Genomic DNA, 15253 nt, shown 5'->3' with positions numbered 1-15253 from the left:
CCATCCACGCCTTCAGGACAGTCTAGACCAGGGTGCCGGCAGCGCGGGCTGCCCTGGGTCAGTACACCCAGACCTCCACGCGGCGGTTCTTCACCCGGCCTTCCTGGTCGTCGTTGGCCGCCACCGGCAGGGCCGCGCCCAGCCCTTCGATGCCCTGGAACACGACCCCTTCCCTGGCCAGCTCGCGGCGCACCGCCATGGCCCGCAGCTTGGACAGCAGCTGGGCGCGGGCCGGGTCCTGGCGGGCATCGCCGAAACCGACCAGCACCGCCTTGCCGTCGAGCTTGTCGTGCTGGCGCAGGTAGGCCAGCAGGCGCTCGACATCGCGCCGGGCCTTGTTGTCCAGGGTGGCGCTGCCCTCGCGGAAGCGGAAGTTCAGCGACAGCCGCCGGGCCTCGCGGGCCAGGGCCTGGTAGGCCTCGGGCATGCCCTGGGCGGGCTGCACGCGCATGGCCTGCACGCGCTGGCCGACGAAGCCGCTGCCGCTGACCAGGGCCTGGCCGCGGTCGCCCTGGGCGAACTGCACCAGGGCCAGGGCCCAGGGGTTGCGTTCGTTGGGCTTGATGTACAGGTACAGGCGGCGCGCCAGCGGGTAGTCCTCGGTGGCGATGCCGCCGGGGGTGGGCAGCATCGCCCGCGACTCGCCGTCGGCGATGGCCAGGGCGCGCGCCTTGAGCACCGAGGCCAGGCCGACGAAGCCGATGCCCTGCGGGTCCGCGGCGACCTGGGCCGAGAGCGCGTCGCTGGACTCGAAGCGCTGGGCGGAGGCGGCCAGGGGCTTGCCGTGGCTGGCCAGGACCAGCTCCTTGAAGGTATCGAAGGTGCCGGAGTTGTCGTCGCGGGCGTACAGGTGGATGGCGCCGCCGCGGCCGCCGAGTTCCTCCCAGGTCGTTACCTCGCCGGCGAAGACCTGGGCCAGCTGGTCGGTGGTCAGCTCGCGCAGGGGGTTGTCCGGGTGGACGACGATGGCCAGGCCGTCGATGCCGATCACCTGCTCGGCCGTGGCGCTGCGCAGGTTGCCCGAGGTGGACAGGGCCACGGCCTCGGCGTCCTTGATCGGCCGCGAGGCGGTGGCGATCTCGGCGCTGCCGTCCTTCAGCGCGGCGAAGCCGGTGCTGGAGCCATGGGCGGCCACCGTCACCACGACGTCATGGCCCTGGGCGTCACGGGCGCGGACCAGCGTCTCGTTCTGCGCCTGGCCGGGTTCGGCGAGGATGGCCTTGTAGCCCTGTTCCAGCAGCAGCCCCCTGACCAGTTCCGGCAGCAGGTGCGCGCCTATGGTGTTGGAGCCCTGGATGCGCAGCACCGGCTGGCCGTCCTGGGAGGCGGGCAGCGCGGCGAAGGCGTGCCAGGGCAGGGCGTAGCAGACGAAGGCGATGAGCAGCCAGGCGAGGGTGACCGGCCAGGCGTCCTTGTCGTGGCGTGTGAAGTGCGGCATCGGCGGTTCCAGAGCGGTTGCGGACCAGGCCGGGAGCATAGGCCGGCAAGGTTTCACTGCGGTGACGCCGGGCGCCGCGGCCGCCCGGGCTCTTGGCTATAGTCATTCAACAGCGGGCAGCCGGACGGCCGCCGACCCACCTCGCCAGGAGCGCCATGGACCTCGCACGCGGCCTCATCCTCTGCTGTGCCCTGCTGCTGGGTGGAGCGCCGGCCCTGGCCGCCGAGCCGCAGCCGCTGACGCTGTCCGGCTACAGCGCGCACATGCCCGACAGTTGGCTGAGCCCCGCCGAGCGGGCCTGGCTGACGCAGCGCGGCCCGCTGCGCGTGGGCGTGGCGCTGAACGACCGGCCGCCGCTGCAGATCGTCGGCGGCGGGCGCCTGGAAGGCGTCAGCGCCGACTACCTGGGGCTGCTGGCCGGCGGCTACCAGCGCGTCTACGCCTACCCCTCGCGGGAGGCGGCGCTGGAGGCGCTGCGCAAGGGCGAGATCGACCTGGTCTGCGGCGGCACCGCCAGCGAGGCCGAGGCCCGCGGCCTGTTGCGCAGCCGCGCCTACCTGCAGGACCAGCCGGTGCTGGTCAGCGACGAGACGCGCCCCTTCGACGCCGGCCGGCCGGGCACCACCCTGGCGCTGGTGGCCGACTACCTGCGCCTGCCCCAGGTGCAGGCGGCCTACCCGAACAGCCGCATCCTGCTCTTCGCCTCGCCGCTGCGGGCCCTGGAGGCGCTGAGCCTGGGCAACGTCGACGGCATGCTCGGCGATGCGCTGTCGGTGCACTACCTGATCAACATGAACTACCTGTTCAACCTGCGCATCGACAACTTCGCGCCGCTGGAGAGCGCCGGCTTCGGCTTCCTCCTGGCGCCCACCGGGGAACGCCTGCTGGGCCTGGTGGACCGCGGCCTGGCGCGCATCGACGTGCAGCGCAACGAGGAGATCCTGCGCCGCTGGAGCGCCGGCGAGCGCCTGCGCCTGGGCGGCCAGCGGGTGGTGCTGACGCCGCGGGAGAACCGCTGGCTGGCGGCCCACCCGCAGGTGCCGGTGGTGCTCAACCGGCACAGCGGCTCGCTGGCCCAGGCCGACGCCGCCGGCCGCGTCAGCGGCATCGCCCGCGACTACCTGGACCTGCTGGGCCGGCGCTCCGGGCTGCATTTCACCTATGCCGCGGTGGACGACTACGCAGACGTGTTCGCCGAACTGCAGGCCCGGCGCGCCTGGCTGACGCCGGTGGTGGTGCCCAATGCCGAGGGGCTGACGCTGCTGCCGCCCTACCTGCGCGCCACCATGATCCTGGTGACGCGCAAGGGCGAGGAGGGTGTCCACGACCTTGGCGACCTGGCCGGCAAGCGCGTGTCCGTCGCCATCGGCCCCTACCTCAACCGCACGCTGGCCGAGCGCTACCCCGAGGTCCGCCTGGAGTCGTCGAGCAACCAGCGCAGCGCCCTGCGCGACGTGGTCGAGCGGCGCAGCGACGCCGCCGTCAGCACCCTGTTCAGCGCCCGGGCGCTGATCGCCGGTGAGTTCAAGGACAGCCTCAAGGTCGCCGGCATACTCGAGGACCTGAGCACCCCCTTCGGCATCGGCGTGCTGCCGGACCAGCCGGAGCTCTACTCCATCCTGGAGAAGGCCCAGCTGTCGGTGGACCCGGAGGAGGTGGCCGAACTGGTGCGGCGCTGGGAGCCGCGCCTGGCGGCCAGCGGCGGCGACTTCTGGAGCCGCTACCGCGAGGCGATCCTCGCCGGCCTCGCGGTGGCCACGGCGCTGGTGGCGCTGTCGCTGGTCTGGGGCTTCTACCTCAACCGCCAGGTGCTGCGCACGCGGCGCGCCGAGCAGCGCCTGGGCGAGCAGGTGGGCCTGCTCAACGAGTTGATCGAGGCCTTGCCCAACCCGGTCTACCGCCTCGACCGCGAGGGCCACCTGGACCACTGCAACCAGGCCCTGCTGCGCCTGTTCGACGCGCGCCTGGCGGATTGCCGGGGCAAGGCCATCGGCGAGCTGGACTGGTTCCCCGGGGAGGAGGCCGAGCGCCTGATGCAGACGCACCGGCGGCAGGTGGCCGACGGCCAGATGCCGGTGCCGGGCGACTACGTGCTGCGCCTGCGCGACGGCGAGCACTACGTCTATCACTGGGCGGTGGCCCAGCGCGACGAGGCGGGGACCATCCAGGGCGTGATCGGCGGCTGGATCGACCTGACCGAGCGCCAGCAACTGGTGAACCAGCTGGAGGGCGAGCGGCAGCGCGCGGACCAGGCCAGCGCCGCCAAGAGCCAGTTCCTCTCGACCATGAGCCACGAGATCCGCACGCCGATGAACGCCATCGTCGGGCTGCAGGAGCTGGTGCTGGAAAAGGCCCGCGGCGGCGTGCTCGACCGCGAGGCGCTGGAGGTGGCGCAGGACGCCGCGCGGGCCCTGCTGATGCTGATCGGCAACGTACTGGACATGGCGCGCATCGAGTCCGGGCGCATCGACTCGACGCCGCAGCCGGCGCTGCTGCGCCGCGAGATCGAGGGCGCGGTGGCGCTGTTCGCCGGCCTGGCCACGCAGAAGGGCCTGGGCCTGGACCTGGAGACCGAGGGCGAGCTGGACCACTGGGTGCTGCTGGATGCGCTGCGCTTCAAGCAGGTGCTGTTCAACCTGCTGAACAACGCGGTGAAGTTCACCGAGCACGGCGGCGTTCGCGTGCGGGCCGGCGCCCGGCGGCAGGGCGAGCGCCTGGAGCTGCGGGTGGAGGTGATCGACAGCGGCATCGGCATTTCCGCCGAGGACCAGGCCCGGCTGTTCCAGCCCTTCGCCCAGGTGCAGCAGCCGGCACGCCAGGCCGGCAGCGGCCTGGGCCTGCACATCAGCCGCCACCTGGCGCAGCTGATGGGCGGCGACATCGGCCTGCGCAGCACGCCCGGGGAGGGCTCCTGCTTCAGCCTGCGCCTGCCGCTGGTGCTCACCGCGGCGCCGGAGCAGGCGCCCCGCCAGGGCTCGCAGCAGGCCAGCGGGCAGGGGCTGCGGGTGCTGGCGGTGGACGACCATCCGGCCAACCGCATGGTGTTCCGCCAGCAGCTGGCGCACCTGGGCCACAGTGCCACCCTGGCTGCCGGCGGCGAAGAGGGCTGGCTGGCCTGGCTGGCGGGCGACTTCGATGCAGTGGTCAGCGACTGCCGGATGCCCGGCGTCGACGGCTACGAGCTGAGCCGGCGCATCCGCGCCCACGAGCGCCAGGAAGGGCGCAGGCGGTGCCGGGTGATCGGCGCCACGGCCAATGCCCAGGAGGAAGAAGTGCAGCGTTGCCTGGATGCCGGCATGGACCAGGTGCTGTTCAAGCCGCTGACCCTCGAAGTGCTGGCCCAGGCGCTGGCCGGCGCCCAGGGCGTGGCGCCGGCCGGGCCGGCCGAGGAACCGGCGGCCTTCGACCTGGGTGGCCTGTTCGGCCCGCAGCCGCTGGAAAGCGAGGCGGCGCGGGAGTTCGTGCGCACCCTGGCGCAGACCAACGCCCGCGACATCGAGCAGATGCACCAGGCCTGGCGCAACGGCGAGCGCAAGGCCCTGGGCGACCTGGCCCACCGCCTGGCCGGCGCCGCGGCGATCATCGGCGCCGCCGAGGCGGAAGGGCATTGTCGCGCCCTGCAGCGGATCTGCGAAGGCGACGGCGAAGGGCTGGAGGCGCGCCTGGGCCAGGCCGACGCGGCGCTGGCCGGACTGCAGCGCGCGCTGGCCGACTGGCTGGCGCGCGCCGGCGGCTGATCAGCTCAGCTTGAGCCAGATGGGCGCGTGGTCGGAGGGTTTTTCCATGCCGCGGATCTGGTAGTCGATGCCGGCATCGGCCAGGCGCGGGCGCAGCGCCTCGGAGGCCAGGATGACGTCGATGCGCAGGCCGCGCTTGGGCTCGTCCTCGAAGCCGCGGCTGCGGTAGTCGAACCAGCTGAAGCGGTCGTCCACCTGCGGGTGCAGCTGGCGGAAGCTGTCCACCAGGCCCCAGGCCTTGAGCTTGCCGAGCCACTCGCGTTCCTCGGGGAGGAAGCTGCACTTGCCGGTGCGCAGCCAGCGCTTGCGGTTCTCCTCGCCGATGCCGATGTCGCAGTCTTCCGGCGAGATGTTGATGTCGCCCATGATCACCAGGCGCTGGTCGGGCTTGAACTGGTTCTCCAGCAGGTGCTGCAGGTCGGCGTAGAAGCGCTGCTTGGCCGGGAACTTCACCGGGTGGTCGCGGCTTTCGCCCTGGGGGAAGTAACCGTTCATCACGGTGATCGGCTGGCCGTCGGCGTCGGCGAAGGTGCCCCAGATGAAGCGGCGCTGGGCGTCCTCGCCGTCGTTGGGGAAGCCGTAGCGGATCTCCAGCGGCGCCTGGCGCGAGAGCAGGGCCACGCCGTAATGGCCCTTCTGGCCGTGGAAGTGCACCTGGTAGCCCAGGGCCTCGATCTCTTCGCGGGGGAACTGGTCGTCGGCGACCTTGGTTTCCTGCAGGCCGATGACGTCGGGCTGGTGCGTCTCGACGATCGCCTTGAGTTGGGCGGGGCGGGCACGCAAGCCATTGATATTGAAGGAGACGATTTTCATCCGCAGCGTCCTGGGCAAAGTGACGATGCTAGCCGCTGGCGCCGGCAGCGGCAAATGCCGTAGCGGCCCGACGGCGATGCTGGCGGTGCGGGCGCGGCGCTGCTAGGGTTCGGCTCTGGGCCCACAACAGTATAAGAAGAGGTGTCCGCATGCCTGAGACGCTCGCCGAAGTCCGCTTCCTGGGCGATTCCTATGCCCGGGAGATCCGCTCGCTGCTCTACCACGCCTACCGCCACGAGCCGACCTTCGCCTACCTGTTCGAAAGCGACCGCCCCGGCTTCGACCAGCGGGTGCGCGCCACCGTGCGCGAGCTGACCAACCGGCACCTGTCCGAGGACCTGCCGGTGCTCGGCCTGGTGATCGACGAGCGCCTGGTGGCGGTGGCGCTGATCGCGCCGCCGCAACGCCGCCTGGACATCACCGACAGCTGGGCCTGGCGCATGCGCATGCTGCTCACCACCGGCTTCCGCTGCACGCGGCGCTACCTGGGCTACCACGAGGCGGTGCTCGGCTGCCTGCCGCCGGGGCCCTACCACGTGCTGCCGCTGCTGGGCGTGCACCCGGAATTCCAGGGCCGCCACCTCGGCGAACAGCTGCTCGACGCCCTGCATGCTTGGTGCGCCGAGGACGCGAATTCCCAGGGCCTGGTGCTGGACACCGGCAACGCCCGCTACCTGGATTTCTACCGCCGCCACGGCTACGAGGAGGTGGGCGAGGTGGCGCTGGGGCCGATCCGCGAACACGTGCTGTTCCACCCCAACCCGCAGCCGGAATCGCGCCTGGCCCGCGAGGGCTGATAGCCCCTCGCCATCGCGCAAAGCCGCGGCGCAGGGGCCGCGGCGCTGGATTGTCACGGCCATCGTGCTAGCATCTCGCGCCATGAGACTCCAAGGAACGATTCGGCTAGCGCTGATGGGCCTGCTGTGCTGGATCGGCGCGGCAGTGGCAGCGGAAAGCCAGCTCGACGTACGTATCGACCCCGCCAACTCTGCGCTCAAGGCCAATATCGAGGCCTATGTGGGCAGCGTGGAAGGGCGCGACGAAACCGCCCTGCGACGCCTGCGCCGCACGGTCCAGCAGCAGGCCGTGCAGGCCGCCCAGGCGCTGGGCTACTACCAGGCGCGCATCCGCGCGCGGGTGCGCGGCGACGACAAGACCCCGCGCCTGCGCATCGACGTCTCGCCCGGCGAGCCGGTGAAGCTGCGCACGGTCGACATCCGCATCGAGGGCCCGGCGGCGCAGCTGAAGAGCTTCCGCACTCCCGCCGGCGATGGCCTCAAGCCCGGCGCGCAGCTCAACCACGGCACCTACGAGGACGCCAAGCGGCTGATCCAGAACCAGGCCTCGCGCTTCGGCTTCTTCCGCGGCCAGTTCACCCGCCAGCAACTGCGCGTCGACCCCGAGGCCGGGGTGGCCGACATCGAGCTGGTGTACGCCAGCGGCCCGCGCTACGCCCTGGGCGCGGTCAGCTTCAGCGGCGACTTCCCCTTCGACGAGGAACTGCTGCAGCGCATGGTGCCCTTCCACCAGGGCGAGGCCTACGACTCCGAACTCATCGCCGACCTCAACCAGGCCCTGCAGTCCAGCGGCTACTTCGACGGCGTGCGCGTCGACGCATCGCCCCTGCAGGCCAAGGGCGAGAGCATTCCGGTGGCGGTCCACCTGACCGCGCGCAAGCCGCGTTCCCTGGGCGTCGGCCTGGGCTTCTCCACCGACGTGGGGCCGCGCGCCAAGTTCAGCTGGACGCGCCACTGGGTCAACCCCCAGGGCCACAGCCTGGGTACCGAAGCCGAAGTCTCGGGGCCGCGGCAGAACGTCGGCGCCTGGTACGAGGTGCCGCTGGACCCGCCGCTGACCGACAAGCTGCGCTTCACCACCGGCTACCAGAACGAAGACCTGGTGGACACCGAGAGCAAGCAGTTCACCATCGGCGGCGAATGGCTGCGCAAGCTGCCCAGCGGCTGGCAGCGTTCCTTCTCCCTGGGCTGGCTGCACGAGGAATACCTGCTGGGCGACGACTCGGGCAACAGCAGCTTCCTCATGCCCGGCTTCGGCTATTCCATCCTACAGGCCGACAACAAGGTCGACCCCCACCAGGGCTACCGCCTGCAGCTGGAGACCAAGGTGGCCAAGGAGGGCCTGCTGGCCGACGCCGACCTGGCCCACGTCAGCGCGCAGGCCCGCGGGTTGACCACCTTCGCCGGCGGCCACCGCCTGCTCGGCCGCGCCCAGGTCGGCTTCATCGCCACCAACGACTATTCGAGCATCCCGCCGTCGCTGCGCTTCTTCGCCGGCGGCGACCAGAGCGTGCGCGGCTACGACTACCAGACGCTGTCGCCGAAGAACTCCCAGGGCGACCGCATCGGCGGGCGCTACATGGTCGCCGGCAGCGTCGAGTACCAGTACCCGCTGGCCGAAAAATGGCGCCTGGCGACCTTCATCGACCAGGGCAACTCCTTCAACTCGCTGGACTTCCCCTCGATCAAGACCGGCGTCGGTTTCGGCATCCGTTGGGTGTCGCCGGTGGGGCCGCTGCGCCTGGACCTGGCCGACGGCCTGGACGAGGGTGGCGGCTGGCGCATCCACTTCTCCATGGGGCCCGAGCTGTGACGCGCCTGCTGAAATACTTCCTGGCCGCGCTGCTCGGCCTGATCCTGCTGCTGGCCGTGGCGCTGTTCGCCATCCTCGGCAGCGAGGCCGGCAGCCGCTGGGCCCTGGGCCTGGTGCCGGGCCTGCAGGTGCAGGGCTATGCCGGCCGGCTGGGCGGGGCCTGGCAGGCCGAGCACCTGGCCTGGAGCGACGGCGCCACCACGCTCGAGGTCGAGCGGCCGCAGTTCGCCTGGTCGCCGGCGTGCCTGCTGCAGGGGGCGCTGTGCATCGACCGCCTGGTGGTCGAGCGCGTGCAATTGCGCCTGGCGCCGGGGCCTGCGGAACCCAGCGAAGGGCCGATCCGGCTGCCGGCGCTGAAGCTGCCGCTGGCGGTGCGCCTGGGCGAAGTGCGCCTGGGCAGCTTCCTGCTCGATGGCAACGAACAGGTCAGCAACGTCCAGGCCAGCGCCCACTGGGAGGCCGACGGCCTGCACATCGACACCCTCAAGGCCGCTCGCGGCGACCTCGCCGTGGACCTGAGCGGGCTGCTCGTCCCCCAGGGCAACTGGCCGCTGCAGGCTCAGGGCAGCCTGCGCCTGCCGGCGCCCGGCGAGCAGCCCTGGGCATTGAAGCTGCAAGCCAAGGGCGAACTGCTCGGCCACCTATTGCTGGAGGCCGACAGCAGCGGCTACCTGCAAGGCCACCTGAGCGGCGACCTGCAACCGCTGGCGGAGAACCTGCCGGCCAGCGCGAAGATCACTGCCGACGGCTTCCGCGGCGCAGCGGACCTGCCCGACACCCTGGTGCTGAACAAGGTGCTGCTGCAGGCCAGGGGCGACCTGGCCGCCGGCTACCAGGTCAGCGGCTCGGCGGTGCTGCCGGGGGAGGGCGGCGACGTCGCCCTGGCCCTGCAGGGCCGCGTCGACGCCAAGGGCGCGGACATCGCGGCGCTGAACCTCAGCTCCGCGCCGGAACAGCGCCTGGGCCTGAGCGGCCGCCTCGACTGGCAGGAGGGCTTCGCCGCCGACGCCAGGCTGGACTGGCTGGACTTCCCCTGGCTGCGCCTGTACCCCATGGAGCCGCCGCCGGTGGCCATGCACCGCCTGCAGGCCGACCTGCAGTACCGCGACGAGGCCTACCTGGGCAACTTCGCCGCCGAACTCAGCGGCCCGGCCGGGGCCTTCCAGCTGAGCAGCCCGGTGTCCGGCAACCTCGCCGAGGTGCACCTGCCGTCGCTGCAGCTCACCGCCGGCCAGGGCAAGGCCGAGGGCAGCCTGGGCCTGAAGTTCGCCGGCGGCCTGGCCTGGGACGCGCAACTGAAGCTGAGCGACCTCGACCCGGCCTACTGGGTGGCCGAGCTGCCGGGCAAGCTGGCCGGCCCGCTGAGCAGCCAGGGCAGCTACAAGGATGGCGTGCTCGCCCTGCAGGCCAACCTCGACCTGCAGGGGCGCCTGCGCGGCCAACCGGCGGTTTTCAAGACCGCCGCCAACGGCCAGGGCCAGAACTGGAAAGTCGACGGCCTGGAGCTGCGCCTGGGCGACAACCGCATCAGCGGCCAGGCCAGCCTCGACCAGCGCCTGGCCGGGCGCCTGGACATCGCCCTGGCGCGCCTGGGCCAGCTCTGGCCGCAATTGCAGGGCCAGTTGAACGGACGCCTCGACCTGGCCGGCAGCCTCAAGGCGCCCCAGGGCGAGCTGAGCCTCAAGGGCCAGCGCCTGGCCTTCCAGGACAACGGTGTGCGCAGCCTCGACCTCGGCGCCCGCCTCGATGCCGGCCAGCGTGGCCGCCTGGAACTGCTGGCCGACGGCGTGCGCGCCGGCGAGACGCGCTTCGGCCAGTTCAAGGCCAGCGGCCAGGGCGACCTGCAACGCCAGCAGCTCGAGCTGTCCCTGCAGGGCCGCCCGCTGGTGCTGGCGCTGGGCTTCGACGGCAGCTGGAACGGCCGCGACTGGCGCGGCCGCCTGGCCAAGGGCGAGATCCAGAGCGGCGGCCAGGACTGGCGCCTGCAGCAGCCGGCGCGCCTGGAGCGCCTGGCCGACGGCCGGCTGAACCTCGGTGCGCATTGCTGGGCCTCCGGCGCGGCCAGCCTGTGCGGCGGCGAGCAGCGCCTGCTGCCGGAGCCGCAACTGCGCTGGCAACTGCGCGACTTCCCGCTGGACAGCCTGGCGCGCTGGCTGCCCGAGGACTTCGCCTGGCAGGGCAAGCTCAACGGCGAGGTCAAGCTCGACCTGCCGGCCCGCGGCCCCAGCGGCAACATCCTGCTGGATGCCGGCGCCGGCACCCTGCGCCTGAGGGAGCAGGAGCAGTGGGTCGACTTCCCGTACCAGAGCCTGCGCCTGGAAAGCCGCCTGACGCCCACGCGCATCGACAGCAGCCTGCAGTTCCACGGCAACAAGCTCGGCACCCTGGAAGCCCAGGCCGTGCTCGACCCGCGGCCGAAGAGCAAGCCGCTGACCGGCAGCTTCACCCTGGCCGGGCTGGACCTGGCGGTGGCGCGGCCCTTCGTGCCCATGGTCGAGACCCTCAAGGGCCGCCTGAATGGCAGCGGGCGCATTTCCGGCGGCCTGCTGCAGCCGCGCCTGGACGGCGAGCTGCGGCTGTCCGGCGGCGAGCTGTCCGGCGGTGACCTGCCGACGCGGGTGGCCAACCTGCAGGTGCTGGCGCGCATCGCCGGCGAGCGCGTCGACCTCAGCGGCACCTGGAGCGGCGGCGACAAGGGCAACGGCAGCCTGGGCGGCTACCTGGCCTGGAGCCAGGGCCTGGACATGGACCTGGCGCTGCGCGGCACCGACCTGCCGGTGACGGTCGAGCCCTACGCCACCCTGGAAGTCACCCCGGACCTGGCGCTGCGCATGGCCGACCAGAAGCTCAGCGTCGCCGGCAAGGTGCAGGTGCCGCGCGGGGCCATCGTCATCCGCCAGTTGCCGCCCTCGACGGTGAAGCTCTCCGACGACACCGTGATCGTCGGTGCCCCGCCCAAGGAGGCCAGCGGCACCCACCTGGCCATGGACGTGGACGTGCTGGTCGGCCAGGACAAGCTGACCTTCGAAGGCTTCGGCCTGGGCGCCGAGCTGGCCGGCCAGGTGCACGTCGGCAACGACATGGACACCCGCGGCGAGCTGAGCCTGAACAAGGGCCGCTACCGCGCCTACGGCCAGAAGCTGACCATCCGCCGCGCGCGGCTGCTGTTCGCCGGCCCCATCGACCAGCCGTACCTGGACATCGAGGCGATCCGCAAGGTCGACGACGTGGTCGCCGGCCTGCGCCTGTCGGGCAACGCCGAGCAGCCGCGCAGCGAGGTCTTCTCGGAGCCGGCGATGAGCCAGGAGCAGGCGCTGTCCTACCTGGTCATGGGCCGCCCGCTGTCCACCGGCGAGGACAGCAACATGCTCGGCGAGGCCGCCCTGGCCCTGGGCCTGGCCGGCAGCGCGCCGGTCACCGGCGAGGTGGCCCGGCAACTGGGCATCAAGGACTTCGAACTGGGTACCGAGGGCACCGGCAACAGCACCAGCGTGGTCGCCAGCGGCCAGCTTTCCGAGCGCCTGAGCCTGCGCTACGGCGTGGGCGTGTTCGAACCGGCCAACACCATCGCCCTGCGCTACCTGCTGAGCAAGAAGGTCTACCTGGAAGCCGCCAGCGGATTGGCCAGCTCGCTGGACATCTTCTACAAGCGCGACTTCTAAGGGCCCCCTGGTCTTCATGGCGCCTTAAGGAACACCTCGCAGACTCCCGCTGCCGCCGGCCAGGGCGGCAGTGATGGGGAGTCGTCATGCGTTTCGAACAGATCCGGACCCACCTGCTGGAGTTCCTCAACAAGGGCCTGCCCGCCCGGCAGCTGCGCCGGCTGGTGCTGCTCGACCTGCTGCGTGGTTCGGCGGCCGGGCGCCAGGCCCCGGCGCAACTGGCCCAGGGCCTGCTGGAGTGGTCGGTGCTGGAGCCGCAGGCGTTGTTCGAGCGCCTGGGCAGCCGCCGCGAGGGCCTCAGCGAGGCCGAGGCCGCCGAGCGCCGCGACAGCGTCGGGCTCAACGAGGTCGACCAGGCGCGCCCCATGCCCTGGTGGACGCACCTGTGGCTGTGCTACTGCAACCCCTTCAACCTGCTGCTCAGCGTGCTGGCGCTGGTGTCGCTGTTCACCGGCGACAGCCCGGCGGCGGTGGTGATCGGCGCCATGGTGGGTATTTCCACCCTGCTGCGTTTCGTCCAGGAGAAACGCTCCAACGACGCCGCCGAGCAGCTCAAGGCCATGGTCAGCAACACCGCCACCGTGTTCCGCTGTGCGGAGGGCGGGCAGGGCACGGCGCAGCGCCTGGAGGTGCCGATCCGCCAGCTGGTGCCCGGCGAGGTGCTGTGGCTGTCGGCCGGCGACATGGTGCCGGCGGACGTGCGCCTGTTCAGCGCCAAGGACCTGTTCGTCAGCCAGGCTGCGCTCACCGGCGAGTCGCTGCCGGTGGAGAAGTTCGCCCAGGTCCGCGACGCCCGCCAGGGCAACCCGCTGGAGCGCGACAGCCTGTGCTTCATGGGCACCACCGTGGTCAGCGGCTCGGCCCGCGCGGTGGTGGTCGGCACCGGCGCGCAGACCTATTTCGGCTCGCTGGCCGAGCGGGTGATCGCCAGCGACCACACGCCCACCGCCTTCCAGGCCGGGGTCAACAAGGTCAGCTGGCTGCTGATCCGCTTCATGCTGGTGATGGCGCCCATCGTGTTGCTGCTCAACGGCTTCACCAAGGGCGACTGGCTGCAGGCGGCGCTGTTCGCGCTGTCCATCGCCGTCGGCCTGACCCCGGAAATGCTGCCGATGATCGTCACCTCGACCCTGGCCAAGGGCGCGGTGGCGCTGAGCCGGCGCAAGGTCATCGTCAAGCGCCTGGACGCCATCCAGAACTTCGGCGCCATGGACATCCTCTGCACCGACAAGACCGGCACCCTGACCCAGGACCGCATCGTCCTGGAGCGCCACACCGACGCCTTCGGCGAGGTGGAGGACCGCGTGCTGCAGCTGGCCTTCCTCAACAGCCACTACCAGACCGGGCTGAAGAACCTGCTGGACGTGGCCGTGCTCGAACACGTGGAACTGCGCCAGGCGCTGCGGGTGGACAGCCGCTACCGCAAGGTCGACGAAATCCCCTTCGACTTCGCCCGCCGGCGCATGTCGGTGGTGGTCAGCGAGCGCGACGACCACCACCTGCTGATCTGCAAGGGGGCCCTGGAGGAAGTGCTGGCGGTGTGCACCTCGGTGCGCGAGCGCGAAGGCGTCGAGCCGCTGACCGGCGAACGCCTGGCGTGCATCCGCGCGGTGGCCGAGGCGCTCAACCAGGACGGCCTGCGGGTGGTCGCGGTGGCCACCCGCGAGCTGCCGCCCAACCGTGACACCTACGGCCTGGCCGACGAGCAGGGGCTGTGCCTGGACGGCTACATCGCCTTCCTAGACCCGCCCAAGGAGACCACCGCCCCGGCCCTGCGCGCCCTGGCCGCCAACGGCGTGGCGGTGAAGGTGCTGACCGGCGACAACGAGCGGGTGACGCTGAAGGTCTGCCGCGACGTCGGCCTGGCGGTCGACGGCGTGCTGCTGGGCCCGCAGCTGGACGACATCGACGACGCCGCGCTGGGCGAGCTGGCCGAGCGCACCACGCTGTTCGCCAAGTTGACGCCGACGCACAAGGAACGCCTGGTCCGCGTGCTGCGCGAGCGCGGCCACGTGGTGGGCTTCCTCGGCGACGGCATCAACGACGCCCCGGCGCTACGCACCGCGGACATCGGCATCTCGGTGGACTCGGCGGTGGACATCGCCAAGGAGGCGGCCGACCTGATCCTCCTGGAGAAGAGCCTGATGGTGCTGGAGGAGGGCGTGGTGGAGGGGCGGCGCACCTTCGCCAACATGCTCAAGTACATCCGCATGACCGCCAGTTCCAACTTCGGCAACGTGTTCAGCGTGCTGGTGGCCAGCGCCTTCATCCCCTTCCTGCCGATGCTGCCCATGCAACTGCTGGTGCAGAACCTGCTGTACGACATCTCGCAGATCGCCATCCCCTTCGACGGCGTGGACGCCGAGCAGCTGAGCCGCCCGCAGCAGTGGAACCCCGACGGCCTGGGGCGCTTCATGGTGTTCTTCGGGCCGCTCAGCTCGATCTTCGACATCACCACCTTCCTGCTGCTCTGGCACGTGTTCGGCGCCAACGCCCCGGCGCACCAGGCGCTGTTCCAGTCCGGCTGGTTCGTCGAGGGGCTGCTCTCGCAACTGCTGGTGGTGCACATGATCCGCACCCGGCGCATCCCCTTCCTGCAGAGCCGCGCCTCCTGGCCGCTGCTGGCGATGACCGCGGCCATAGGCGCGCTGGCGATCTTCCTGCCGATGGGGCCGCTGGCGCGCTACTTCCACATGCAGCCGCTGCCGGCGGGCTACTGGCCGTGGCTGGTGGCGATCCTGCTGGGCTACATGGGCCTGACCCAGGCGGTGAAGGGCTGGTTCGCGCGGCGGTATGGGTGGTCGTAGGGTGCGGGTACCGCGGGCTCTCGTAGGGGCGAGCTTGCTCGCGAAGGGTGTTCACCTGTCGCTACGGTGTTTTGGGGGGAGCGCCTTTCCCTCTCCCCAGCCCTCTCCCTTCAGGGAGAGGGTTAGGGAGAGGGCGCTCTCCGGCACAACACCAAACTCCCCGACAGAACCCCCTTCGCAAGCAAG

At 71.4% G+C, this 15253-nt stretch carries 7 protein-coding genes; 5 read left to right on the top strand and 2 right to left on the bottom strand.

The window, feature by feature from the left end; genetic code table 11:
* Positions 1-58: 58 nt before the first annotated feature.
* Positions 59-1438 carry a substrate-binding domain-containing protein gene (locus tag DK254_RS10525; RefSeq protein WP_109933725.1) on the bottom strand — a complete coding sequence of 460 codons (1380 nt, stop codon included), beginning with the start codon at positions 1436-1438 and terminating at the stop codon, positions 59-61.
* A gap of 155 nt (positions 1439-1593) precedes the next feature.
* On the opposite strand from DK254_RS10525, the gene DK254_RS10520 reads away from it, so the two are divergent.
* Complete coding sequence (locus DK254_RS10520) at positions 1594-5175, top strand: ATP-binding protein (RefSeq protein ID WP_109933724.1); 3582 nt, start codon at positions 1594-1596, stop codon at positions 5173-5175.
* Here the strand turns inward: DK254_RS10520 and xthA are convergent, their stop codons facing one another.
* The gene (gene xthA / locus DK254_RS10515) at positions 5176-5988 is read right to left on the bottom strand and encodes an exodeoxyribonuclease III (protein ID WP_109933723.1); all 813 of its coding nucleotides are present in this window, start codon (positions 5986-5988) and stop codon (positions 5176-5178) included.
* A gap of 149 nt (positions 5989-6137) precedes the next feature.
* Between xthA and DK254_RS10510 the strand changes: the two genes are divergently transcribed.
* The 4 genes from DK254_RS10510 to mgtA all read left to right on the top strand — a co-directional run bounded on the left by DK254_RS10510 (position 6138) and on the right by mgtA (position 15067).
* Positions 6138-6785, top strand: coding sequence for an N-acetyltransferase (locus DK254_RS10510; protein WP_109933722.1), 648 nt, complete (start codon positions 6138-6140; stop codon positions 6783-6785).
* Between the two features lie 115 nt (positions 6786-6900).
* Complete coding sequence (locus DK254_RS10505) at positions 6901-8598, top strand: autotransporter assembly complex family protein (RefSeq protein ID WP_109933721.1); 1698 nt, start codon at positions 6901-6903, stop codon at positions 8596-8598.
* A complete protein-coding gene (locus DK254_RS10500; RefSeq protein WP_109933720.1) occupies positions 8595-12260 on the top strand; it encodes a translocation/assembly module TamB domain-containing protein in 3666 nt (1221 codons plus the stop codon). Before DK254_RS10505 ends, DK254_RS10500 begins: the two co-directional genes overlap by 4 nt.
* An 86-nt stretch (positions 12261-12346) precedes the next feature.
* Positions 12347-15067 carry a magnesium-translocating P-type ATPase gene (gene mgtA, locus DK254_RS10495; protein ID WP_109933719.1) on the top strand — a complete coding sequence of 907 codons (2721 nt, stop codon included), beginning with the start codon at positions 12347-12349 and terminating at the stop codon, positions 15065-15067.
* Positions 15068-15253: the final 186 nt, after the last annotated feature.

It is taken from the genome of Pseudomonas sp. RW407 (assembly GCF_003176655.1).
In the GTDB taxonomy this organism is placed as follows: Bacteria; Pseudomonadota; Gammaproteobacteria; order Pseudomonadales; family Pseudomonadaceae; genus Pseudomonas; species Pseudomonas delhiensis.
The sequence above is the reverse complement of the archived record's forward strand: the minus strand, read 5'-3'. Positions and strand labels throughout refer to the sequence as shown.